The sequence below is a fragment of the Desulfovibrio legallii genome (assembly GCF_004309735.1).
GTDB lineage: Bacteria > Desulfobacterota > Desulfovibrionia > Desulfovibrionales > Desulfovibrionaceae > Desulfovibrio > Desulfovibrio legallii.
On sequence record NZ_SIXC01000003.1, the window covers coordinates 91,676 to 114,495 of the forward strand.

General features: G+C 64.3%; 19 protein-coding genes. 10 read left to right on the forward strand and 9 right to left on the reverse strand.

Going from position 1 to position 22,820, the window contains the following annotated elements:
- Positions 1-11: 11 nt before the first annotated feature.
- The 3 genes from EB812_RS02950 to dnaK form a co-directional block, all read right to left on the reverse strand.
- Positions 12-1,418 carry a type 1 periplasmic-binding domain-containing protein gene (locus EB812_RS02950; RefSeq protein ID WP_118229864.1) on the reverse strand — a complete coding sequence of 469 codons (1,407 nt, stop codon included), beginning with the start codon at positions 1,416-1,418 and terminating at the stop codon, positions 12-14.
- A 12-nt stretch (positions 1,419-1,430) separates the two neighbouring features.
- Complete coding sequence (locus tag EB812_RS02955) at positions 1,431-1,832, reverse strand: hypothetical protein (RefSeq protein WP_130957807.1); 402 nt, start codon at positions 1,830-1,832, stop codon at positions 1,431-1,433.
- Between the two features lie 92 nt (positions 1,833-1,924).
- On the reverse strand, positions 1,925-3,850 hold the full coding sequence (dnaK, locus tag EB812_RS02960; RefSeq protein WP_130957808.1) for a molecular chaperone DnaK: 1,926 nt from the start codon (positions 3,848-3,850) through the stop codon (positions 1,925-1,927).
- Between the two features lie 324 nt (positions 3,851-4,174).
- On the opposite strand from dnaK, the gene EB812_RS02965 reads away from it, so the two are divergent.
- A complete protein-coding gene (locus EB812_RS02965; RefSeq protein ID WP_118229861.1) occupies positions 4,175-5,014 on the forward strand; it encodes a split-Soret cytochrome c in 840 nt (279 codons plus the stop codon).
- Between the two features lie 324 nt (positions 5,015-5,338).
- On the opposite strand, the gene EB812_RS02970 is transcribed toward EB812_RS02965, so the two are convergent.
- The 6 genes from EB812_RS02970 to EB812_RS02995 form a co-directional block, all read right to left on the reverse strand.
- Entirely contained in the window at positions 5,339-6,928 is a 1,590-nt protein-coding gene (locus tag EB812_RS02970; RefSeq protein ID WP_242621170.1) for a methyl-accepting chemotaxis protein, read from the reverse strand.
- Between the two features lie 626 nt (positions 6,929-7,554).
- Positions 7,555-8,388 carry a ZIP family metal transporter gene (locus EB812_RS02975; protein WP_242621171.1) on the reverse strand — a complete coding sequence of 278 codons (834 nt, stop codon included), beginning with the start codon at positions 8,386-8,388 and terminating at the stop codon, positions 7,555-7,557.
- Positions 8,389-8,403: 15 nt separating this feature from the next.
- On the reverse strand, positions 8,404-9,015 hold the full coding sequence (gene recR, locus EB812_RS02980) for a recombination mediator RecR (RefSeq protein WP_130957809.1): 612 nt from the start codon (positions 9,013-9,015) through the stop codon (positions 8,404-8,406).
- A gap of 6 nt (positions 9,016-9,021) precedes the next feature.
- Positions 9,022-9,333: a YbaB/EbfC family nucleoid-associated protein gene (locus EB812_RS02985; protein ID WP_118229858.1), complete on the reverse strand. Its 312-nt coding sequence runs from the start codon at positions 9,331-9,333 to the stop codon at positions 9,022-9,024.
- 38 nt (positions 9,334-9,371) lie between these two features.
- Positions 9,372-11,390: a DNA polymerase III subunit gamma/tau gene (dnaX, locus tag EB812_RS02990; RefSeq protein WP_130957810.1), complete on the reverse strand. Its 2,019-nt coding sequence runs from the start codon at positions 11,388-11,390 to the stop codon at positions 9,372-9,374.
- A 75-nt stretch (positions 11,391-11,465) separates the two neighbouring features.
- Positions 11,466-12,386, reverse strand: a complete 921-nt coding sequence (locus tag EB812_RS02995) for a branched-chain amino acid transaminase (RefSeq protein ID WP_118229856.1) — start codon at positions 12,384-12,386, stop codon at positions 11,466-11,468.
- 224 nt (positions 12,387-12,610) lie between these two features.
- Here EB812_RS02995 and EB812_RS03000 point away from each other — a divergent pair, with 224 nt between their 5' ends.
- The 9 genes from EB812_RS03000 (at position 12,611) to EB812_RS03040 (ending at position 22,762) form a co-directional block, all read left to right on the forward strand.
- A complete protein-coding gene (locus tag EB812_RS03000; protein ID WP_130957811.1) occupies positions 12,611-14,338 on the forward strand; it encodes a hydantoinase/oxoprolinase family protein in 1,728 nt (575 codons plus the stop codon).
- Positions 14,339-14,365: 27 nt separating this feature from the next.
- Positions 14,366-14,839 carry a tRNA (cytidine(34)-2'-O)-methyltransferase gene (locus EB812_RS03005; RefSeq protein ID WP_118229854.1) on the forward strand — a complete coding sequence of 158 codons (474 nt, stop codon included), beginning with the start codon at positions 14,366-14,368 and terminating at the stop codon, positions 14,837-14,839.
- Positions 14,836-15,888, forward strand: coding sequence for a CobD/CbiB family cobalamin biosynthesis protein (locus tag EB812_RS03010; protein ID WP_242621172.1), 1,053 nt, complete (start codon positions 14,836-14,838; stop codon positions 15,886-15,888). The genes EB812_RS03005 and EB812_RS03010 overlap by 4 nt, the downstream gene beginning before the upstream one ends.
- 6 nt (positions 15,889-15,894) lie before the next feature.
- Complete coding sequence (locus tag EB812_RS03015; protein WP_118229852.1) at positions 15,895-16,632, forward strand: sulfite exporter TauE/SafE family protein; 738 nt, start codon at positions 15,895-15,897, stop codon at positions 16,630-16,632.
- A gap of 91 nt (positions 16,633-16,723) precedes the next feature.
- Positions 16,724-17,500 (forward strand): YkgJ family cysteine cluster protein, encoded by a 777-nt coding sequence (locus tag EB812_RS03020; RefSeq protein ID WP_130957813.1) that lies wholly within the window; start codon positions 16,724-16,726, stop codon positions 17,498-17,500.
- A 128-nt stretch (positions 17,501-17,628) separates the two neighbouring features.
- Positions 17,629-18,843 (forward strand): bifunctional 3,4-dihydroxy-2-butanone-4-phosphate synthase/GTP cyclohydrolase II, encoded by a 1,215-nt coding sequence (locus EB812_RS03025; protein ID WP_118229850.1) that lies wholly within the window; start codon positions 17,629-17,631, stop codon positions 18,841-18,843.
- A 101-nt stretch (positions 18,844-18,944) separates the two neighbouring features.
- Positions 18,945-19,493: a cytochrome b/b6 domain-containing protein gene (locus tag EB812_RS03030; RefSeq protein ID WP_118229849.1), complete on the forward strand. Its 549-nt coding sequence runs from the start codon at positions 18,945-18,947 to the stop codon at positions 19,491-19,493.
- Positions 19,494-20,071: 578 nt separating this feature from the next.
- Positions 20,072-21,457 carry an FAD-binding oxidoreductase gene (locus EB812_RS03035; protein ID WP_130957814.1) on the forward strand — a complete coding sequence of 462 codons (1,386 nt, stop codon included), beginning with the start codon at positions 20,072-20,074 and terminating at the stop codon, positions 21,455-21,457.
- Positions 21,458-21,466: 9 nt separating this feature from the next.
- Positions 21,467-22,762 (forward strand): heterodisulfide reductase-related iron-sulfur binding cluster, encoded by a 1,296-nt coding sequence (locus tag EB812_RS03040; protein WP_118229847.1) that lies wholly within the window; start codon positions 21,467-21,469, stop codon positions 22,760-22,762.
- The last annotated feature ends 58 nt before the right edge of the window (positions 22,763-22,820 follow it).

A 22,820-nucleotide genomic window follows, 5' to 3' on the forward strand; every position in this document is an offset into this window, starting at 1 on the left:
AGGCCCGGTGGTCAATGGTTGCCGGGCAGACTGAGTTTGTAGGAGGGCCGGGGCGTGGTGCTCACGGGCGCGGCCGCAGGCTGCGCCGGAGCCGCCGGATCGCCCGTCGGTCTGGCCACAGGTTCTGCCGCCGCCCCTTCGGCTGGGGCCGCCAGGGGGTTGCCCGCGGCGTCCATAGGGGGCAGCCCCTGCATGCGCAGGGCGGCTTGCTGCAGCACCTGGGCGCGGGTCTGCTGGAAGGTGTCCAGAGTTACGGGGGCCATGCCTGAACCGGTGACGCCGAAGATAAAGAGCTTCTGGTGGGCCACGCCTTTGCTGTCCCAGCTTACGGGGGCCATGCCCCAGATCATCTGGGAGGCGCGGCGCGCCCGCGCCGTGACCTGAGCGGCTTCAGGTCGGGATTCCAGGCCCAGAGCGGCGGCAAAGCGGGCGTAGTCGTAGCCCAAGGCTGTCCAGAAATCCGTGCCTGGCGTCTGCAGGGCGCGCGGGGCCTGCAGGGCGTTCCACGCGCCGGGAAACACGGCCAGGGCGTAGCTTTCGGCATGGGGCACGGTTTTGCCCGTCAGGCTTTGCTCCCAAAGGGTCGTGCCCAGCAGCACCAGACGATCTTCGCCGTTGTACAGCAGGCTGGTGGTGAGCATTTCCATATTTTTCCACGAATCGGGCAGGAACAGGGCCTCAAAGGCGGTCTGGGGGATGGGCGTGGTGCTGCCTTCCGGCGTTTTCGCGTTGATCAACGGAGCCACGGCCGTGCTCCAGGAGGCGGCGTCCGCGGGGTTGTAAACCGCCTTCTGCAGCAGCATGTTGCGGCTGGCCAGACTTTGCTCCAGCAGCCCGGTCATGCGCATGCCGTAGGCGTCATTGGGGTAGAAGGCCCCGTAGGTGCGGATGTTCAGACCCTCGGAGGCAAAATGGATGAGGGCGTCAACCTGGTCCTGTGGGCTGGGGAACATGCGCCAAGCCCGCGCGCCTTCATCGCCCGGCTCCAGCGTGGGCAAAAAGGTGAAGAAGGTCCGCTTTTCCAGCGCGCCGGCCTGACGGGCCTTGGCGTAGACGCCGGTCTGCAAGGGACCGCCCACTACGGCGCAGGCCGGGGGCAGGGCGGCCAGCTTCTGCAGCCAGCCGCTGTCGGCGGTATTCAGCGTTTCCAGGCGGATGGCCACACCATTGGCCGCCATTTCGTCCTTGGCCAGCTGGGCTCCGCGCGTGATTTTTCCGGCAATGGGGGCGTAGGGGCCGGATTGCGGCAGCGCCAGGACCACGCAGGGGCCGGCGGCAGGGACAGGCTTGGCCGGTTTGGCGGGCTGCGACGCGCGCTGGCCCAGGCCGAAGGGCATCTGACAGGCCGTCAGGCAGCCCAGAACCGCCAGAAGCGTCAGAAGACGGAGAATAGGGGCTGTGGCGCGGCAAAGGGACATGGGCGTATCCTGCTATGGGTTTGAGCGTTCCGGCTTTTGGTCTGAAACGTGTTGGTCCGGCGTCCGACGCTGTTGGTCGGGGCGGCGTGTGCTGTCCCGCCTGGTGTTTTCCTGGCGCTGCGGCCTTTCCGCCTGGTGGGGGCGCGCGTTGTGCTGTGGTTGCATGGCCGGCCGACGGTCACGGTCGCCCTTGTCCGGCGCGGGGTGCCGGCCCTGGGCCGGACGCGGGGCAGGTTGGGCTTCGGGTTTGACTTCGGGGCGCGGCGCCGGTTGCGGCCTGGCCGGAGTCGGCCTGGGGGGCGGCGTGCGCTCGTAAGTGTTGTCAGGCGGCGGGGCCGTGTGGCAGGCCCCTGTCAGAAGCAACAGGGGCAGGAGCAAGGCGGGCACGGCCATGCTGCAGCGTTTGCCGGGCATATGCAGTTCCTTTTGCGTCAGAGTGAAAAAAAGGTCCGGTTCCGCAGAACCAGACCTTTATTTAGTACAGCGCAAGCGCGCTGGCAAGTTTGCTATTTTTTCACTTCGGTGTAGTCGGCGTCCACCACGTCGTCGCCGCCGTTGCCGCCGTTGTTGCCGTCTTGATGCGCGCCGGCTTCCTGCTGGGCTCCGCCCGGCTGTCCCCCGGTCTGCTGAGCCTGCTGCTGGTAGAGCTGTTCCGCCAGCTTGTGCGAAGCCTTGGCCAGGGCGTCGGTAGCGGCCTTGATGGCCTCCGCGTCCTCACCTTCCATGATTTTGCGCAGCTCGGCGATCTTGGCTTCGATATCGCTTTTCACTGCGGCATCGGCCTTGTCGCCCAGGTCCGCAAGGGATTTCTCCGTGCCGTAGATGAGGCTGTCCGCGTGGTTACGGGCCTCGATCACTTCCTGTTTTTTCTTGTCTTCGCCGGCATGGGCTTCGGCCTCACGCACCAGGCGCTGGATGTCGTCCTCGGAAAGGCCGGAAGAAGCTGTGATCTTGATGGACTGTTCCTTGCCGGTGCCCATATCCTTGGCCGACACGTTGACGATGCCGTTGGCGTCGATATCGAAGGACACCTCAATCTGCGGCACGCCGCGCGGGGCCGGAGGAATGCCCGTAAGGTCAAAGCGGGCCAGGGTCATGTTGTCTGCGGCCATGGGGCGTTCGCCCTGCAGCACATGGATGGACACCGAGGGCTGGTTGTCCGAGGCTGTGGTGAAGACCTGGCTTTTGCGCGTGGGGATGGTGGTGTTGCGGTCGATAAGCCTGGTGAACACGCCGCCCATGGTTTCAATGCCCAGGGAAAGCGGGGTCACGTCCAGCAACAGCACGTCCTTCACGTCGCCGGTGAGGATGCCGCCCTGAATAGCCGCACCCATGGCCACCACTTCGTCGGGGTTCACGGAGCGGTTGGGCTCCTTGCCGAAAAACTTGCCCACCACCTGCTGCACCAGAGGCATACGGGTCATGCCGCCCACCAGGATGACTTCGTCGATCTGCGCGGCAGTCATGCCCGCATCGGCCAGAGCCTTTTTGCAGGGCTCAGTGGTGCGGTCCACCAGATCGCTGACCAAGGATTCGAGCTTGGCCCGGCCAATCTTCATGAGCAGGTGCTTGGGGCCATTCTGGTCTGCGGTGATGAAGGGCAGGTTGACTTCGGCCTCCATAGAGGTGGACAGGTCTTTTTTGGCTTTTTCCGCCGCTTCTTTCAAGCGCTGCAGGGCCATGCTGTCCTTGGTGAGGTCAATGCCGTTTTCCTTTTTGAATTCTTCCACCAGGTAATTGATGACGCGCTGGTCGAAGTCTTCGCCGCCGAGGAAGGTGTCGCCGTTGGTAGCGCGCACTTCCACAACGTTGTCGCCCACTTCCAGGATGGAAATATCAAAGGTGCCGCCGCCCAGGTCGAAGACGGCGATCTTTTCATTGGCCTTTTTGTCCGCGCCGTAGGCCAGAGAGGCCGCGGTGGGCTCGTTGATGATGCGTTTGACCTCAAGACCGGCGATGCGGCCCGCGTCCTTGGTGGCCTGACGCTGGGCGTCGTTGAAATAGGCGGGCACGGTGATGACGGCTTCGCTTACGGTTTCGCCCAGGTAGGCTTCGGCGTCGGCCTTGAGTTTGGCCAGGATCATGGCCGAGATTTCCGGGGCGCTGTAAGTGCGGGCGTCCACCTCCACGCCGGCGTCGCCGTTAGCGGCCTTGACGATGGCGTAGGGGGAGTGTTCCTTCCAGCGGTCTACCTCTGGGGTGTCGTACTTGCGTCCCATAAGCCGCTTGATAGCGAAAATAGTGCGCTTGGGGTTGGTGACGGCCTGCCGTTTGGCAATGTCGCCCACCAGGCGCTCTTTATCGGTAAAGGCAACCACGGAGGGAGTAGTGCGGCCCCCTTCGGGATTGGTGATGCATTTTGGGTCCTTCCCCTCCATGACGTACACGCAGGAGTTGGTGGTGCCCAGGTCAATGCCGATAATTTTGGACATATCCGGATCCTCCTCAGGAAAAATCTTCGTTATCCGAACCACAAGCCCGAAAGCGGCGGTCCGGCGCTGTCCGCGCACAGGCCCGGCGCGCACCGGGGCGCGCCAAAGAGCCAAATTTGCAGGGCGCGCGGACATGGCGGCTGGCTGCCCAGGCGCGTTCTTTAAGTAAGTCCTTCTCCGGGCGCGTCCAGAGGGCACTAAAAATTTTTTTTGCAAAAATTTTGTCAATCCCCGGTCCGGAGCCTTGACCGGCCTTGCTGAAACCAGCTAGTGCTTTTTTTAACACAATACCATGTGCAACTGCGCACAAAACAGGAGGAGATTATGGGTATTGGCAGACGTGATTTGATTTTCGGTCTGGGCGGCCTTGCCGTGGGCGGGGCTGTGCTTGGCCTTTCCGGCGGCGCGAGCTTTGCTGCGGGGCAGACGCAGCAGGGCGGAGGCCGCTTTGCCCAGGCGGGCGGAGACCACGGGTGGAAAGCCCATAAGCTGGACCCCAAACTGTGTGCCGAGGTAGCTTATGAAGGCTACTGGCACAAGGGCTACGGCTGCGGCTACGGCACATTTTACAGCATTGTGGGCCTGCTTGGTGAAAAATATGGCGCGCCCTACAATCAGTTTCCCTTTACCATGCTTGAGGCCAACAAAGGCGGCATTTCCGACTGGGGCACCATTTGCGGCGCCTTGTATGGCGCGGCGGCCACTTTTTCCCTGTTCTGGGGCCGCAAGGAAGTGCGCCCCATGGTCAACGAGCTGTTCCGCTGGTATGAGAAGGCCAGCCTGCCCGCCTACAATCCCGGCGACAAGGCCCTGGGCTTCAAGGGCGACCTGCCCCAAAACGTGTCCGGTTCTGTGCTCTGCCACATCTCTGTTTCCAAGTGGTGTGCGCACAACAAAATTGAGGCCACCAGCAAGCAGCGCAGTGAGCGCTGCGGCCGCCTGACTGCGGACGTGGCCGCCAAGGCCGTGGAAATCTTTAATGCCAAAATAGAGATGGGTAAGGACTACAAGGGCGCCTTCCCCGTGCAGGAATCCGTGACCTATTGCGGCGAATGCCATCAGACCAAGGGCAATGAGGCCAACTGGGCCAAGGGCGTCATGGACTGCACCCCCTGCCACAGCGGCACCAAGTCCACAGCGGACAAGTTCAACAACCATCCATAGGGCATTGCAACTTTGCAATGCCCTGGCGGTTGCATAAGCGATGCCCGTCGTAGAGGCGCAAGCGGAGCTTGGCCCGTTCCGACGAAGGAAGTTACGGGCAAAGACAGCAGCGCTAGTTACGGATGAAAACCGTGCCATAACTCTTGAGCATGCATATTCTCAAGAGTACGGTGTCCTATAGGTCGAACACGGGCCGCAAAGACGCAGGCGCCGCGTCCCATGCGGTTATGCGCCTTTGCGGTCATGGTGATTGCTAAACCAGAAAGACCGCCGTCGGAGTTCTTCCGGCGGCGGTCTTTCTTTGTATAGTTGTGAGGGGGGGGATTACTCCATAGTGGCGGTGGTGGTGGCGTCTTCTTTGCGGATGTCGTCCAGAATGGTGGTGACCACGCTCACCTGTTCCGCCATGTGGGTGACCTGGCCGGCGGCCTGGTCCATGGCCTCGGCGATGTGGGCACTCAGGGCGTTGACCTCAGAGATATGGCGGTTAATCTCGTCTGAAGCGGCGGACTGCTCCGTAGCGGCGGCGGCAATGGCCGACACCCGACTGCTGGAATCACCAGCCAGGCTGGCGATGCGCTCCAGAGCGTGGCCCGATTCTTCAGCCATATGACTCACTTCTTCAATGGAAGTCACGGTGCCGTCCACGGTGGTTGCACTGTTGCCGGTGCCTTCCTGAATGGCGGCAATGGCCGTTTCCACATCTCTGGTGGCGCTCATGGTTTTTTCGGCCAGTTTGCGCACTTCATCGGCCACCACGGCAAAGCCGCGGCCCGCCTCGCCGGCGCGGGCGGCTTCAATGGCGGCGTTCAGGGCCAGCAGGTTGGTCTGGTCTGCGATGTCGCGGATAAGGGTAAGCACGGCGCCGATGTCCTTGGCCTGCTGGTCCAGGCTGGACATTTCGTCCTTGAGGCCGGAGGACTGCCGCTGCACATCCTGCATGCTGCGGATGGTGCGGGTTACCAGGTCCGCGCCGTCGTGGGCGTGCCCCTGCACCGAGGTGGCGGCTTCGGCCGCACCCTCGGCGTTGTGGGCCACTTCCAGCACGGTGGAGTTCATTTCGTTCATGGCTGTGGCGGTTTCGGACATGCGTCCTGCGGCCACATCGGCTTTCTGGCGCACGTCGGTCAGGGCGGTATTAAGGCTGCCGGCAGCCTCCTGCAGAGTAGCGATGACGCCTTCCAGCCGGGTGACGGTGGACATGCGGCCCTGGTGCGCTGCTTCCAGAGCGCGTTTTTCCAGGGCGATGCGTTCGGTAATGTCTTCGCCTATTTCCACATGCCCCACCTGGTTGCCGTGGGCGTCGTGCAGGTAGTCCAGCATAATCTGCATGGACTTGCCGTTGGGCATATGGTTGACAACCTTCTTGACGCCGCGACGCAGCTGTTCAATGCCGCACTGGGGCGTGTTGCAGAGGTTGCCGCCCTTTTCGGAACAGTGCCGTCCCACCACGTCGTCCTGGCGGGTCTTGTCCATGCTCTTGAGGGCATAGGTGTTGCAGAAGGTCCAGGCCATGTCGTTGTCCGTCACCGAAATAGAAAGGGGCAGGGTGTTGAGGATGCTCTCGTACCAGTGGGCCTGGCCTTCCAATTTGGCCACCATGACGCGCAGGGATTCAGCCAGATGCCCCAGACAGTCCGAGCGGTAAACCTCCAGCGTGACGTCTTCCTGCCCTTCACTGACGGCCTTGGCAAAAAGCACGCACTGGCGGATGGGCGCGATGCGGTTGTGGATGATCAGCGCGCCCACAAAGCCCAGCACGGCCACCATGGCAAAACCCGTACCCAGGGCCTGCCAGAAAACCTCGTCGTTGAGGGCCGTTCCCAGCGCCCACTGGACGCCGGCAAAAGTCCCCAGGCAGACGAGCAGCAGCCCGACAAGATAAACAGCGATAATTTTTGCGCAGAGGGTCATAAGCATGATCCTTTAGATAAGGGGCCGCAGCAGGGTCTGCGGAAAATGGCCTTGCGCCCGCGAGGCCGGATGCGGACAAAGCGTCCCCCAAGGGAAGCGTCGTCCTGACGTCATAATTTACCAGAAAACAGTACATTCCGCCGTGACGCCGGAGCAGCACCGCCTAGTTCAGCGTCACGGCGGCTTTTGGGAAGCTATAGCTCCCTGCAGCGTTGCCGCCGCGCCATGACCGGGTGGCGTTGACGGTACTGCGGTCCGCGTTTTTGCCGCAGGTTATGGCTTTTTGCAAGTGGGGCTGCCGCACCGCTCCGCAAAAGGGTCAGAAATACCGTAACCGCATATGCTGATTATACGGCATGTGATAAATAAACTTTAGAGCAGTTAGCGAATGAAATGAGCTAACTGCTCTGCAAGGATTTTCTTGAAATCCTTGCCACGAAATGCGAGAAGGCAGGCTTTTGCCTGCCGTAAGCGAGCATTTCAAGTGTTAAATGCTCTAGGGCGCTTCATCCTTGAAAAGCGCTGTCAACAGTGCGTGCAGACGCCCGCCGCACGCGCAAACGCAGCCGCGGATGGGGGCATTGGCAAAATAATCGGTTCTGGATTGCGCATAAGAAAACGAAATGTCAGCCCACCAGGGAGGAGAGTGTCAGGACCAGCCCCAGCCCGGCAATGCAGGATACCGTGGCCGCATTGCCGTTGCCCGATGCGCTGGCTTCGGGGATGACTTCTTCAGCCACCACATAGACCATGGCTCCGGCGGCGAAGCTCAGGGCCACGGGCAGCAGACCGGCCGTAAAACCGGCGGCCAGAGCTCCGGGCACTGCACCCAGTGGGGCGGTAACGCCCGAAAGCACCCCGTACAGACAGGACTTGCGCGCGCTGTAACCTTCGGCCCGCAGGGCCGTGGCCACCACCATGCCCTCGGGCACGTTCTGGAGCATAATGGACAGGGTCAGAACCAGAGCCGTGCTCAGCCCCAGGCTTTCCGCGCCGGTCTGCAGCACCGATTCGGCGGCCGCGGCCCCGTAGCCCACGCCGATGGCCAGACCTTCGGGAATGTGGTGCAAGGCCATGGCCGCCACCAGCAGCACGCTGCGCCGCCAGCTGGTGGAAATGCCCTCAGGCGTGTCCTGCAGAATGTGGATGTGCGGCAGGACGCGGTCCAGCAGCCAGAGAAAGAACGCGCCCAGGGTGAGCCCCGCCACCACAGGGGCGAAGGCCAGTCGTCCCAGATGGGCCGTGAGTTCCAGGGCCGGAGTGAGCAGGCCGAAAAAGGCCGCTCCCAGCATCATGCCGCCTGCCGCCCCCAGCAGACAGTCCATGGCCCGACGGGAAAATTCCCGGCGGGTAAAAATGAGCGCGGCCCCCAGACTGACGGAAAGCCAGGAAAGCAGCCCGGCCAGCAGCGCCTGGACCACAGGATGCTGCAGCAAGGCAGGGGAAAGGAACGCTTCCACAACAGGCCTCGCCGCTCAGGGCAGGTTTTGGCGGTATTGCAGCGACTGGCGTAGAGTCTCTCTGTCCATGTACTTCACTTCCGCACCCAGGGGAATGCCCTGGGCCAGCCGGGAAACCGCCACGCGGGGAAAGCGCTCCCGCACCATGCGGCCAATGAAGGTGGCCGTGTTCTCCGCCTCCAGGGTGGCCCCCAGCGCCAGAATAAGCTCGTGCACCTCGCCTTCGGCCAGGCGGCGCGTCAGGCGGTCCAGGTCCAGACTTTCAGCGCCCATGTGCTCCAGAGGGGCCAGCAGCCCTCCCAGAATCAGATATTGGCCGTGGTAAAAGCCGCCTTCGTCCAAGGTGAGCATGCTGTCCCACTCGGCCACCAGGCAGAGGGTGTCGCGGGCGCGCTCCGTGTCGGCGCAGACCGGGCAGGGGTCTGTGGCGGCCAGACCCCCGCAGCGAGAACAGAGGTGCAGGTTGTCGCGCAGGTCGTGGATGCTCCGGCCCAGGCGGCGCGTTTCCGCTTCCGGCCATTTGAGCAGGGTCATGGCCACGCGCATGGCGGACTTGGGCCCCAGCCCCGGCAGACGCGCCAGTTGGTCCACCAGGGCCTTGAGCGGCTCGGGAATACGGGTGTGCATGGCTGCCTAGAACATGCCGGGCAGCTTAATGCCGCCGGAAATGGAGCTCATTTCGCGCTCCATGCTCTCGCGGGCAATGCGTCCGGCCTCGTTGACCGCAGCCACGATAAGATCCTGCAGCATTTCCACGTCGCCGCCTTCCAGGGCCTTGGGGTCGATGGTCAGCCGACGCAGCTCCTGCTTGCCGGAAACCACGGCCTTGACCATGCCGCCGCCGCTGGCGGCCTCAAAATCGTGGTCGCCCATCTCCTGCTGCAGTTTGGCAATTTTTTGCTGCATGACCTGCGCCTGGCGCAGAATGTCGTTCATGTTGCGCATGGGGTTCTCCTTTTTCGCGCATGGGGCCATTGCCGGGTTCAGCGCCCGTTGGTGTCCAGGGGTTTGCAGGCCCCCACCCGGGCGTTGAGCACTTCCAGGCAATGGCGCAGTTCCGGTTTGGCACTGAATGCCGCAATAAGTTCCGCTTCGGGCCGGCGGGGCGCGGGGGCTACCACGCGGGCCTCATCGTGGGGCAGGCCGTAGGCGGCCAGGGCTTCTTCAAGACCCCGGCGGCGGCGCTCCAGCTGCTCCGCCTGACTGGCCGTGCGCGGGCGCAGTTCCAGCAGGCCTTCCCGCCAGTGCACGTCCAGCCCGCGCAGCAGGTGCAGGGGCGGCGCGCCCTCCGCATCCGTCCGGCTCTCGGCGCAGAAATCACAAAAAGCTGTCCAGTCCCGCGGGGTTACGGCGCTGTCGGCCGCGGGCGTTGCCCCTGCCTGTTGCGCCGCGTCCGGCGGCGTCGGAAGGGCAGGGCGTTCCGGTGCGGCCTGGGGGCCGTCAGCGACCGCGTCCGTCGACCTGTGGGCCGCGCCTGCGTCCGGGTCAGCGCCGTCGGCGGCCTCGCCATCCTCGGCAGGGCCGGCCGGGCTTTGCCGGGAGCGGGGGCGGGGGTTTTCTTCTCCCGCCGGGCCGGGCACAAAGCCGGGCGTGGCCTCCACGGAGGGCGTCGGCCGCAGGCCGTTGCGGTCTGTACTGCCGTACGGGCCTGCCGCGTGTCCGCCGGTCTGGGGTATGCCGCGGGGCGTATTGCCGCGTGTCGGAGCAATGGCCTCCGCTGCAGGGGGGGCCGTACCGTCCTGGTCCCCCGCCTGGCTGGCCATGGCATGGTCCCCCGCCTGGCTGGCCATGGCCTGGTCCGGAGCCTGGGGGCCCGCAGTATTTCGGTCCGCGCCGGGCTTGCCGCTGTTCTGGCCCGCCCCACCCGCGCCGGCAGGGCCGCAGGGCATGGCCCGCTCCAGGGGCAGCAGCTGCGGCAGCAAGGTCAGGTTGAGCAGCAGCAGTTCCAGGGCTGCCGCCGGTTCCGGGCTTTGCACGATGCCGCGCTGGGCGTCAAGGGTCATTTGCCATGCGGCGTGCAGGTGCGCGGGCGCAAACTTTGGGGCCAGTTCCTGCCACAGGGCGGCCTCGTCCGGCGGCAGGCGCAGGCTGGGCGCAATGGCGGCGCCGCCCTGACGCAGTAAAAACAGGTTGCGCAGATGCCCGGCCAGCTCGCGCACAAAAAAGCCGATGTCAGCCCCTTGCTGCAGCAGGCGGGCGCAGAGCTCCGCCACGGCGGCGCAGTCCTGCCCGCGCAGGGCCGCAAAAAGTTCGGCAAAAAATTCCTGTCCGGCCAGGCCCAGCACCCGCCGGGCCGTATCCACGGTGAGGCTCTCCTCGCCCAGGGCCAGGGTCTGGTCCAGCAGCGACATGCCGTCGCGCACGCTGCCCGCCGCCCGGCGGGCAATGCAACGCACCGCGCCTTCCTCGAAAGGCACATTCTCTTTGTGCAGCACGGCCGAAAGGTGAGCGGCCAGGGCGTCTTCGCTGAGATGGCGGAAGACGAAGTGCTGGCAGCGGCTCACAATGGTGATGGGAAATTTGTGGGCCTCGGTGGTGGCAAAGATGAAGACCACGTTTTCCGGCGGCTCTTCCAGAGTTTTGAGCAGAGCGTTGAAGGCGTTGCGCGAGAGCATGTGGGCTTCGTCCACAATAAAGATCTTGTAGCGGCCTTCCATGGGGGCGTAGCCGATGTTCTCGCGCAGGGCGCGTACATCTTCCACGCTGTTGTTGGACGCGCCGTCGATTTCGGCCACATCCACATGCGCGCCCTGGGTGATTTTGCGGCACTGCTCGCACTGGTTGCAAGGCTCCGGAGCGGGGCCGTGCTCGCAGTTGAGCGCCTTGGCGAAGATGCGGGCAATGGTGGTTTTGCCTACGCCGCGTGTGCCGCTCAAAAGGTAGGCGGGCGCGGGGCGGCCCTCGGCGGCGGCGCGGGAAAGCACGGCCTTGACCGTGTCCTGTCCCGCCACCTGGGCAAAGGTCTGGGGACGGTAGCGTGCGGCGAGGGAAAGGTGCTTCATGGCGCTCGTGGGGGTTGGCGGCCGTGCCCGGCATGGAAACCGGGCACGGCTTGCGGGGCCGGGCCCCGGGCTGCGTTAGACGGTGAAGCGGTGCAGCCAGCTCGCGTATTTGGGGTTCTGCCCTTTGACAATCTTGAAAAATTCCTGCTGCAGATGTTTGGTCACGGGGCCGGCATGGCCTACGCCGATCTGCCGGTGGTCCAGCTCGCGGATGGGGGTTATTTCCGCCGCGGTGCCGGAGAAGAAGGCCTCGTCCGCAATGTAGAATTCGTCGCGGGTGAACTGCTGTTCTTCCACCGTATAGCCCAGATCACGAGCCAAAGCCATAATGGAATCGCGCGTGATGCCGCCCAGGATGGAGGTCCAGGGCGTGGTTTTGATGATGCCGTCGCGCACGATAAAGACGTTCTCGCCCGTGGCTTCGGAAACAAAACCGTTGGTGTCCAGCATGATGGCTTCGTCGTAGCCGTCTTCCTTGGCTTCAACCTTGGCCAGGATGGAATTGATGTAGTTGCCTGAGGCCTTGGCCTTGGACATGGAGGTGTTCACATGGCTGCGGGCGAAGCTGCTGGTTTTGATGCGGATGCCTTTTTCCAGCGCTTCCGGCCCCAGATACGCGCCCCAGGGCCACGCGGCCACGATGGTCTGCACGGGGTTGTTGCCGGGGTAGACGCCCATTTCGCCGTAGCCCACAAAGGAGAGCGGCCGGATATAGCCTTCCTTCAGTTTGTTGGCCTGGAGGGTTTCCACACAGGCTTTGGCCAGCTGTTCCGCGTTGTAGGGCACTTCCATGCGGAGAATCTTGGCGGAATTGAGCAGACGCTTGCAGTGGTCCTCAAGGCGGAATACGGCAGAGCTGCCGTCGGCGCACGCATAGGCGCGAATGCCCTCAAAAATGGCGCTGCCATAGTGCAGGGCGTGGGTGAGCACGTGCACCCGGGCCTGATCCGACGGAACCATTTTACCATCAAACCAAATGTACTCTGTTGTCTGCATGGCTGTCCTCCGCATAGCCTCTGTGGTAGGGATGCGGTCACGGCGGGTTCCGATCGCCCGTCTGACGACGCAAGAGCAAGAATCTACTGAAAAGCGCCCGGTATGGCAAGAGCCGGGGACGAGCGCGGCCTCGCGCGGCGGCCCCCATGGCACAAAAGCTCTGGCCCTGCGTGGCCCGATGGCGTATGCTCAACGCCGAACTTTTGCGAAAATGGGATAGTATTATGAACACATCCTGCATATTGGGCATTGACGCCGGCGGCACTCACACGGACGCGGCCCTGCTGGCTGTGGGGGGCGAAAACGCGCCCCGGCTGTTGGCCGTGGCCAAAACGCGCACGCGGCACGACGATTTGCCCGCCTCGGTGCGCGCCGTGCTGGCGGAACTGGCCCGCGTCTGCGGCCCGGACGCGGCCGCCCTGTTTGCCGGAGTGCAGCGCGTCACCCTGGGGGCCACGCTGGCCGTCAACGCACTAGTACAGGACCGGGCGGACAGCGTGGGCTTGGCCCTGGCCGCCGGTCCGGGGCTCAACCCCCGGCGGTTCGCCCTGGGGAAGCACGTCTGTGTTGTGCCCGGCGGCCTGGACCACCGGGGGGTGGAAGTCAGCCCGCTTTTGACTGAAGATCTGGCCCGTGTGGCTGCCCGCTGGCGGGAGCAGGGCGTGCCTGCGGCGGCCTGCGTGGGCAAGTTTTCGCCGCGCAACCCAGCTCACGAGCTGGCTATGGCCGCAACCGTGGCCCGTACGGGCGGCATGCCCGTGACTTTGGGGCACCGGCTTTCCGGGCGGCTCAATTTTCCTCGGCGACTGGCCACGGCCTATTACAACGCCGCGGTGCAGCGCCTGCACACGGATTTTCTGGACGCCGTGGAAGGCGCCCTGGCCGAGGCCGGCATCACGGCCGCCGTGCGCCTGCTCAAGGCCGACGGCGGCGCGGTGCCTGTCGCCCTTTCGCGGCGGGAGCCCGTGCAGTCCATCCTTTCCGGCCCGGCGGCCAGCGTTATGGGCGTGCTGGCCCTTTGTCCCGGCGTGGACGCGGGCTGCTCCCTTTTGCTGGACATGGGCGGCACCACCACGGACCTGGCCCTGTTCGTGGATGGCTCTCCCGTGGTGGACCGGGACGGCATGCTCCTGCAGGGGCGGCGCACCCTGGTGCGCGCTTTGGCCACCGTTTCCATCGGCGTGGGGGGCGATTCGCGCCTCAATGTGGACGGGGGGGGCCGCACCGTGCGCGTGGGCCCGCAACGGGAGGGGCCGGCGGCGGCCTTTGGCGGCGACCGGGCCACCCTGCTGGATGCCCTCAATATCTGCAATACGGCTGCGGACGGCCCCGCTGCCGGGGCAGCGGCGGCCTCGGCAGCGGCGCTGGCCGCCCTGGCCGGGGAGAGTGGGGGCAATCCGTCGGATCTGGCCCGCCTGGCCGTGGAAAACGCGCTGGACCAGGTGGCTGCGGCCGCGCGGGAGCTGACGGAGCAGGTCAACGCCCGTCCCATCTATACCCTGGCGGCCTTGAAGCGCGTGCGCGAGGCCCGGCCCGGCGCCGTGCTGCTGGTGGGCGGCCCGGCGGCCTGCATGGGCGCACGGCTGCAGTCCCGGCTGGACCTGCCCGTGACCATTCCGCCCCATGCGGATGTAGCCAACGCTATTGGCGCGGCCCTGACCCTGCCCACGGACAGCCTGGAGCTCTATGCCGACACGGGGCGGGGCTTTTTGCGCGCGCCCGCTTTGGACCACAGTGAGCGCATCGGCAAGGGGTTCAGCCTGGAGGCAGCGCGGGAGCGGGCCTGCCGCTTGCTGCAGGAGCGCCTTGCAGATGCGGGCGTGCCCGACGCCAATGTGGAAGTGACGGAAGCGGAGCTGTTCGCCACCCTGGACGACGGCGGTTTTGGCAGCAAGGACATGCGCGTGACCTGCCAGGTGACGCCGGGCATTGCCGGCCGCCTGGCGTCGTAGCGCCCGAATTTTATCTACGCCACGCCTATGCAGATCGTTCTCTACGAGCCGGAAATTCCGCCCAATACGGGCAACGTGGCCCGCCTCTGCGCCGCCACGGGCACGCCCCTGCATCTTATCGAGCCCCTGGGCTTCAAGCTGGAGGACCGCTACCTCAAGCGCGCCGGTCTGGACTACTGGCCGCACGTGCGCCTGCGGGTCTGGCCCTCCTGGCAGGCTTTTGCGGCGGAAGGCCGCCAGGGCGGCCGTCTGGTCTTTACGTCGGCCAGGGACGCGGCCACCTGTACGCCTTTGCAGCATTTTGCCTTTGCGCCGGACGACTGCCTGGTCTTTGGGCCGGAAACGCGCGGCCTGCCCCCGGAGGTGCTGGTCCTCTCCGCGCACCGGGTGCGCATTCCCATGCGCGAAGGCGGAGTGCGCAGCCTCAACCTTGCCACCTCGGCGGGCATCGTGCTCTACGCGGCCCTGGCCCGCACGGGCCTGCTGGAGGGCTGGGGGTGATTCCGTCCTTTCCCGTGCCGCCTTTTTCTGTATGGGATTGCTGGTGGCTGGCTCCTTTGGCCCTGCTGCTGGACCTCTGGCTGGGGGATCCGGACCTGCCCTGGCGGCACCCCGTGTGCCTGCAGGGCAGCCTGCTGCACGCGCTGGAAGGTCCGGCCCGGCGTTTTATGGATACCGGGGGAATGGCGGCCGCGCCCTGGCGGGGGAGGCTGGCCGGCGGGCTGGCCCTGACCGTGCTGACGGGGCTCACGGGCCTGGCGGTATGGGGCTTGACCTCGCTGCCGCTGCTGGGCAATCTGCTGGCCCTGTATCTGGCCTGGTCGGGGCTGGCTCTTGGCAGCCTTCTGCGCACGGGGCGGGAGGTGCTGCAGCGGGTGGAAACGGCCCCGGAGCCGGAAGCCCGCGCGGCCCTCTCCCGGCTGGTAAGCCGGGAAACGGCGCGCATGGACCGGCCCCTCATGCGCAAGACCCTGGCCGACACCCTTGCGGAAAACCTTACCGACGCTTTTACTGCGCCCTTTTTCTGGCTGCTGGTGGGGGGGCCTGTGGGGCTGTGGTGCTACAAGGCCGTGAGCACCACGGATTCCATGTGGGGGTATCTGACTGAAAAGTGGCGCTGGCTGGGCTTTGCCGGTGCGCGCGGGGACGACATGCTGGCCTTTGCGCCCGCGCGGCTGTCGGCCCTGATCGTGCTGCTTACGGATACGCTGGCACGGGCCGGGGCGCGTTGCGGTCTGCGGCAACGGCCCTGGGACGGGCGCTGGCCGGGATGGCGACTGACGGCGCGGCAGGCGGCGGGCATGCCCAGCCCCAATTCGGGCTGGTCCATGACGGCCTGCGCCTGGCTTTGCTGGGGGCGCATGGCCGGACCTTCGGTCTATTTCGGGGCTCTGGTGGACAAGCCCTGGCTGGGGCCGCCCCTTGACGAGGCGGTTCCTTGGGATAAGGCGCGGCTGAGCGCGTTGCTGGCCTTGTTGCGGGCCTGCGCCCTGTGCGGCGGGCCGGCGCTTTGGTCGTTTTTCTGGGTATGTCGGCTGATCATAGAGTGAGGGAGTATGCTGCTGGCGGCTTTGTATGCCACCTGTCTGATTGTGGGGGTGTTGGTGGGCCTGGCTGGGGTTGGGGGCATTTTGGTGCCGCCGGCTCTGATTCTTTTGAGCGGTCTGGAACCGCACGAGGCAATGGGCACGGCTCTGGCCTCCTTTTTTCCCGTGGCCCTGGCGGGTACCTGGCTGTACGGCCGTTTGGGGCAGGTTCCCCGGCGTACGGCCCTGCCCTATATGCTGGGTGGTCTGGCTGCTTTGCCAGGGGCCCTGCTGGGCTCTTTTGTGCCGGCCGGGCCGCTGGTGGCGCTGCTGGCCTGCACTATTTTGTTTGCCGGGCTGTGCGCCCTGCGCCCGCCCCGTCCCGGCGGCGGCAGCGTCTTTTGGCAAAGCGGACGCGGCTTGTGCGCCATTGGCGCGGTCACCGGGCTTCTGGCGGGCATGACCGGGGCCGGCGGCCCTGTGCTTTCCATCCCCTGGATGATTGTGGTGGGGGTTTCGCCCATGACGGCCGTGGGCATTTCCATGCCTTATCAGGTTGTTACGGCCCTGTTCGGCACCTTGGGGAACATGCGTGCCGGACATGTGGATTTTTCTTTGCTGCCGTTGCTTTGTAGTCTGGAATTGCTGGGTTTTGTCGGCGGTCTGGCCTTGGCCCGGCGTACGCCCACCGGCATGCTGCGGCAGATTATCGGCGTGCTCTGCTGTGGCCTGGGGCTTTTTTTGCTGCTGCGCCAGGTTGCGGCCTGAAGCAACGTGCTGGTATGCTCCACGAGCAGGCGCGGTCCGGTGCAGACCGCCGCGGCGCAATGTCCCTTCAACACCGTGTGCAGGAGAGCCTATGACCCTACTGGAACCCAAGGCCCCGCAAGGGGGGCCGGTGTGCCGCCGTTGCGGCACCTGTTGCCTGCAGGGCGGGCCTACCCTTATGGAAAGGGACGTTGCCCTGCTGACGGGCGGCGTGTTGGCTCTGGAGGCCATGGTCAGCCTGCGGGCCGGCGAATGGGCGCGGGACGACGTTCGGCAGCTGCTGGCCCCCCTGGAAAACGAACGCATCAAGGTGGCTGGTCTGGGGGGCAGCGCGCATCCCTGGCGCTGTCGCTACTATGCGGACGGCGCCGGCTGTACCGTCTACGGTCAGCGTCCGGCCCAGTGCGCGGCCCTCTATTGTACGGACACGGGGCCGCTGGAACGTCTGCTGGCCGCCGAAGCTCCGCTCAGCCGGGCCGTGGCCCTGCAAGCGCTGGCTGCGGTGCCGGTTCTGCCGGGCTTTCCCGATTTGCGTGCGTCCACGCGGGCCATACTGGCCGACATGGCGGCGGTGCATGAAGAGCAGAGCCCCGTGCGCCCCGTGTTGGAACTGGCCGCGCGGCTGGGCTATCTGCCCAGGGGCGGGCGAGGGGTGCGCGTGGCGGCAACGCCGCCGCCTTTGCGGCACGCAGACGAACAGCGCGATGCCCTGGCGCAGATTAGCGAAGCCGCGCGCATTGACGCGGCCTTCCGCGAACTGTGCCAGGAGCGCGCCGACCTGCCCGGAGCCTTGCTGCCCTTTCTGCTGGGACGGCCCCTGACGGACTTGCTGGCCGAGGTAGGCCTGCGGCCCGCGGAAGAGGCGTAGACTGCGGCTTTTCGCGAGCCTCCCGGTTGACACAAAACCTTTGCGACCCTACTTGTGAAGGAAATGTTTTTTTGCGATTTCGCTGTAACCTCTACCCAGCCCGTGGACGGGCAGCTGAAGGAAACGTCATGCCCTTGTGCAGCATTGAAGAGGCCGTTGCCGACATCCGGCAGGGGAAAATGGTCATTCTTGTGGACGATGAAGGTCGGGAAAACGAAGGCGACCTGACTATGGCCGCCCAGTTCGCCACGCCTGAAGCCATCAATTTTATGGCCAGATACGGACGCGGACTCATCTGCCTGCCTATGGCGCCAGAATGCATCGACCGGCTGGATCTGCCGCTTATGACCCAGCGCAACGGCTCGCGGTTCGGCACTAATTTTACCGTTTCCATTGAGGCGCGTGCGGGGGTGACCACGGGCATTTCCGCTGCGGACAGGGCCACCACCATCCTGGCCGCCGTGGCCGACAACGTGCGCCCCGACGACCTGGTGACGCCGGGCCATGTCTTCCCCCTGCGGGCCAAGGCCGGGGGCGTGCTTTCCCGCGCCGGGCAGACCGAGGGCGGTGTGGATCTCTGCAAGCTGGCCGGGCTCAAGCCTGCGGCCGTCATCTGCGAAATCATGAAGGACGACGGCACCATGGCGCGCATGCCCGACCTGGAAGGCTTTGCCCAGGAGCACGGGCTCAAAATAGCTGCGGTCAAGGATCTGATTCGCTACCGGCTGGACCGCGGTCAGGTTTCGGTGCGGCGGGTGGCCGAAGCCCATTTGCCCACGCGCTTTGGAGATTTTACGGTCATTGCCTACGAGAGCGAAAACGAAGCCGGCACCCATTTGGCCCTGGTCAAGGGCGAGCTGGGCGGTGCAGAACCGGTGCTGGCCCGCGTGCACAGCGAGTGCCTTACCGGTGACGCCCTGGGCTCGCTGCGTTGCGACTGCGGCGGCCAGCTGGGCGCGGCCATGCGTCAGATCGAGCGCGAGGGCAGGGGGGCCTTGCTCTATATGCGCCAGGAAGGGCGCGGCATTGGCCTGGCCAACAAAATTAAGGCTTATGCTTTGCAGGACCAGGGTTATGACACCGTGGAGGCCAACCGTAAGCTGGGCTTTCCCCCGGATTTGCGGGACTACGGCACCGGCGCGCAAATGCTGGTGGATCTGGGCATCCACAAAATCCGCCTGCTTACCAACAACCCCAAAAAAATCGTGGGCCTTTCCGGCTACGGCATCGAAATTGTGGAGCGGGTGCCCATAGAGATGGAAGCCTGCCCCGAAAATGAAGCCTATCTGCGCACCAAAAAAGAAAAAATGGCTCATATGCTTTCTTGTTCGTGCTTGCGTTGACACGCCACGCCATTGCAGCGCCGCCCTCTGGGCGGCGCTTTTGGTCCGCGGCCCAGACCGAAGCCCTGCGACGGACACACTATAAAATCAAGGAGAGGACTATGCCCCTGCGACAAAAACTGACGGCCCAGGCGCTTTTGCTCTGGCGTTTCCTTGGATTTTTTCAGCCCCCGACGCTGCGTCTGCTGCATGCCGTGGCCGCCGTACTCGTCATTCTGCAGTTCTGTACCAAACTTTTTGGCTTCGGATACGGCCATGTGGTCCTGGGCCTGATTCTTTGCTGGGTCGGCTTTGCCCTGGTGGTCTGGAGCCTGAAAACCCGCGGCCTGCGCCACTATTTCCCCTACCTGTGGGGGGATATGGATCAGCTCAAAAAAGATCTGGCCCAACTGCGCGGGGGCAAGCGCATCATCGCCCCCAGGGCCAAGGGCTTGGCTACCGTGGTGCAGGGCCTGGGCCTGGGCGCGCTGAGCATGAGCCTGCTCTCCGGCCTCTGGATGTATGTGGCCTGGACCAACGGCAACCCCGCCCCTGGGGCCGCCGCCGTGCACGGCATCTTTGTCTGGCTGCTGCTGGGCTATGTGCTGGGCCACGGCGGCATGGCTTTGGCCCACTTCTTTTTCTGGAAAAAAAGTACGGTCCGGAAGTGACGGACCGCAGGCTGAAAATTTTTTTCTCGCAGAGCTCAGGGGCGTACCCTGGGTGTGAAGCGATCTGACCGCGCTCTGCCGTTTGGGACGGCACTGCTGCGCAGTCAGAAAAACACTTGTTTTCTGCTTTGTTGCAGCAGCGACACCGGAACATTGCGTCCGGCATGAAGGACGCGGCTGCGGCAGCCGTCCGAAACTTCCCACTGCCACAGCTGCAGAGCAACAGACGCCTGCGCTGCTTGCGCTTGACGCGGTCTTGCCGCATTCCTATCTATAGAACAAAGCCCTTTTTTCAGACAGGGTTGTGCCTAAAAGCGCAATCTCGCAGTCAAGGCAAGATTTTTACAGATTCTTCTTGCTGCGATTCCGGCCTGAAAGAGGCTGAAATTATATTGTGATACCAAAGTTTTTGGGGGCATCCCCTTTGCAAAGATGACAAACAACGCTATAGAACGTCATTCTCGTAAAGAAGCTGACCGCCCGTTCAAACAGGCGAGTGGCGTCCGGGACAGAAGACAGGGCCTGCGCAAGGGGCGCGTGGCCTGCTAAGACCATACAGACGTGCACAAGGAGGCCCTATGGCAAGCCAGGCGTTGATCAAGGATTTTGAGGATCTGCTGGGCAAGGAAAATGTGTTCAGCTCTGAAGCCGACCGCGCGAGCTATTCGTATGATTCCGCGGTGCTGCCCGCAGTGATGCCCGCGCTGGTGGTGCGGCCCACCACGGCAGAGCAGCTGGGCCAGTGCGTGAAAAAGCTCTATGACAACGGCATCCCCATGACCGTGCGGGGTTCCGGCACCAACCTTTCCGGCGGCACCATTCCGGACAAGTCCGACACGGTGGTGATCCTGACCACGGGCCTCAACCGCATTCTTGAAATCAATTCCGACGACCTCTACGCCGTGGTGGAGCCGGGCGTCATTACCGCCCAGTTCGCCGCTGCGGTGGCCAAAAAAAATCTGTTTTATCCTCCGGACCCCGGCTCTCAGGCGGTGTCCACCATCGGCGGCAATATTGCGGAAAACGCCGGCGGCCTGCGCGGGCTCAAATATGGCGTGACCAAAGACTATTTTATGGGCGTGGAATTTTTTGATTCCACGGGGGCGCTGGTCAAGTCCGGTTCGCGTACGGTCAAGTGCGTCACGGGCTACAATCTGACCGGGCTGATGATCCAGTCCGAGGGCACCTTGGGGGTCATTTCTCAGGCCGTGCTCAAGCTGGTGCCGCCGCCCAAGGCTTCCCGCGCCTGTATGGCCGTTTTCCCCGATGTGCAGAGCGCGGCCCAGGCCGTGGCCGGCATCATCGCCGCCCATGTGCTGCCCTGCACCCTGGAATTTCTGGACAACAACACCATCGTGCGCGTGGACGACTTCACTAAGGCCGGCCTGCCGCGTGAGGCCGGGGCCATTTTGCTCATCGAAGTGGACGGCCACCCCGCCCAGGTGGAAGACGACGCCGCCGCTGTGGAAAAAGTGCTTAAGGCCAACGGCGCTACCGCCGTGCATGTGCCCAAGGACGCCGCAGAAAAGTTCAAGCTCTGGGAAGCCCGCCGCATGGCTCTGCCCGTGCTGGCGCGCGCCCGGCCCACCACCGTGCTGGAAGACGCCACCGTGCCGCGCTCCCAGATTCCGGCCATGATGCAGGCTGTTAATGACATCGCCGCCAAATATAAGGTGGAGGTGGGCACTTTCGGCCATGCCGGTGACGGCAACCTGCACCCCACCTTCCTCTGCGACAAGCGCGACGCCGAGGAGTACCACCGGGTGGAAGAAGCCATTGACGAGATGTTTGATACGGCCATCAAGCTCAGCGGCACGCTTTCGGGCGAGCACGGCATAGGCACGGCCAAGGCCAAGTGGATGGAAAAGGAAACCTCGCGCGGCACCATCCTCTTCTCCCAGCGGATGCGGCGGGCCCTGGATCCCAAGGGGCTGCTCAATCCCACCAAACTTGTGGGTATTTAGGAGCCTTCCATGAGTACTCTGCACGAACTGGCCCAGCGCCTCATGTCGCTGGACGACAAAATTACCGCCTGCATGAAGTGCGGCATGTGTCAGGCCGTTTGTCCCATGTTCGGCGCTTCCGGCATGGAGGCCGACGTGGCCCGCGGCAAGCTGGCCCTCATTGACAATCTGGCCCACGAGATGCTCAAGGACCCTGCCTCCGTGAGCGACAAGCTGGGGCGTTGCCTGCTCTGTGGGTCTTGTCAGGCGGCCTGCCCGCCCGGCGTCCAGATTATGGACGTATTTATGGACGCGCGCGAGATCGTCAATGAATACCTTGGCCTGCACCCGGCTAAAAAGATGATTTTCCGCTCGTTGCTGACCAAGCCGGGTTTGTTTAACTTTGCCATGCGCGTGGGCGCGCCCATGCAGGGCCTTATGTTCCGTCGCACGGGCGACGCTCAGGGCACGGTCTGCGCGCCCATGCTCAACTTCATGCTGGGCGACCGGCACATGCGCCCCCTGGCTAAAACGCCCCTGCACGCCCGCTATGGCGCGTTGGACGAACCCCGCCGCAGCGGTGGCCTCAAAGTGGCCTTCTTCCCCGGCTGTATGGGCGACAAAATGTATACGGATATGTCCGAAGCCTGCCTCAAGGTGCTGCGCCACCACAACGTGGCCGTGTTCATGCCCAAGGGCATGACCTGCTGCGGTATTCCGGCGCTTTCTTCGGGCGACGCCAAGGGTATGGTGGAGCAGATGAAGGTCAACGTGGCCGCCCTGGAAAAAGGCGACTTCGACTATCTGCTGAGCCCCTGCGCTTCCTGTACCTCCACCATCAAGGAACTGTGGCCCCGCTATGCCGGCCGGCTGGGTTCTGTGGCCCAGCGCAAGGCGGAAGAACTGGCCGCCAAGGCCATGGACATCAACGCCTTTCTGGTGGACGTGCTCAAGGTGCACCCGGCGGAACACGCCCAGGGCAATGCCGTTACAGTCACCTATCACGATTCCTGCCACCTCAAGAAATCCCTGGGCGTGACCAGCCAGCCCAGGGCCGTCATTGCCGCCAACCCGGCCTATGCGCTCAAGGAAATGGACGAGGCAGACCGTTGCTGCGGTTGCGGCGGCTCCTTCAACCTTTTTCACTATGATTATTCGCGGCAGATTGGCCAGCGCAAGCGCGACAACGTTGTGGCCTCCGGCGCCCAGGTGGTGGCTGCGGGCTGCCCGGCCTGCATGATGCAGCTGGAGGATGTGCTCTCGCACAACCATGACAACGTGCGCGTGAAGCACACGGTGGAAATCTACGCCGAAAGTCTGAAATAACACGGCGTACGGCGTCGTGACGTGGGCGGCCTCGCAAAAAGGCCGGGCCGCCCGCGCG

Coding starts and splice junctions, on each gene's coding strand:
- EB812_RS02950 (WP_118229864.1), bottom strand. CDS start 1,418: ATGTCCCTTTGCCGCGCCACAGCCCCTATTCTCCGTCTTCTGACGCTT.
- EB812_RS02955 (WP_130957807.1), bottom strand. CDS start 1,832: ATGCCCGGCAAACGCTGCAGCATGGCCGTGCCCGCCTTGCTCCTGCCC.
- dnaK (WP_130957808.1), bottom strand. CDS start 3,850: ATGTCCAAAATTATCGGCATTGACCTGGGCACCACCAACTCCTGCGTG.
- EB812_RS02965 (WP_118229861.1), top strand. CDS start 4,175: ATGGGTATTGGCAGACGTGATTTGATTTTCGGTCTGGGCGGCCTTGCC.
- EB812_RS02970 (WP_242621170.1), bottom strand. CDS start 6,928: ATGACCCTCTGCGCAAAAATTATCGCTGTTTATCTTGTCGGGCTGCTG.
- recR (WP_130957809.1), bottom strand. CDS start 9,015: ATGCACACCCGTATTCCCGAGCCGCTCAAGGCCCTGGTGGACCAACTG.
- EB812_RS02985 (WP_118229858.1), bottom strand. CDS start 9,333: ATGCGCAACATGAACGACATTCTGCGCCAGGCGCAGGTCATGCAGCAA.
- dnaX (WP_130957810.1), bottom strand. CDS start 11,390: ATGAAGCACCTTTCCCTCGCCGCACGCTACCGTCCCCAGACCTTTGCC.
- EB812_RS02995 (WP_118229856.1), bottom strand. CDS start 12,386: ATGCAGACAACAGAGTACATTTGGTTTGATGGTAAAATGGTTCCGTCG.
- EB812_RS03000 (WP_130957811.1), top strand. CDS start 12,611: ATGAACACATCCTGCATATTGGGCATTGACGCCGGCGGCACTCACACG.
- EB812_RS03005 (WP_118229854.1), top strand. CDS start 14,366: ATGCAGATCGTTCTCTACGAGCCGGAAATTCCGCCCAATACGGGCAAC.
- EB812_RS03015 (WP_118229852.1), top strand. CDS start 15,895: ATGCTGCTGGCGGCTTTGTATGCCACCTGTCTGATTGTGGGGGTGTTG.
- EB812_RS03020 (WP_130957813.1), top strand. CDS start 16,724: ATGACCCTACTGGAACCCAAGGCCCCGCAAGGGGGGCCGGTGTGCCGC.
- EB812_RS03025 (WP_118229850.1), top strand. CDS start 17,629: ATGCCCTTGTGCAGCATTGAAGAGGCCGTTGCCGACATCCGGCAGGGG.
- EB812_RS03030 (WP_118229849.1), top strand. CDS start 18,945: ATGCCCCTGCGACAAAAACTGACGGCCCAGGCGCTTTTGCTCTGGCGT.
- EB812_RS03035 (WP_130957814.1), top strand. CDS start 20,072: ATGGCAAGCCAGGCGTTGATCAAGGATTTTGAGGATCTGCTGGGCAAG.
- EB812_RS03040 (WP_118229847.1), top strand. CDS start 21,467: ATGAGTACTCTGCACGAACTGGCCCAGCGCCTCATGTCGCTGGACGAC.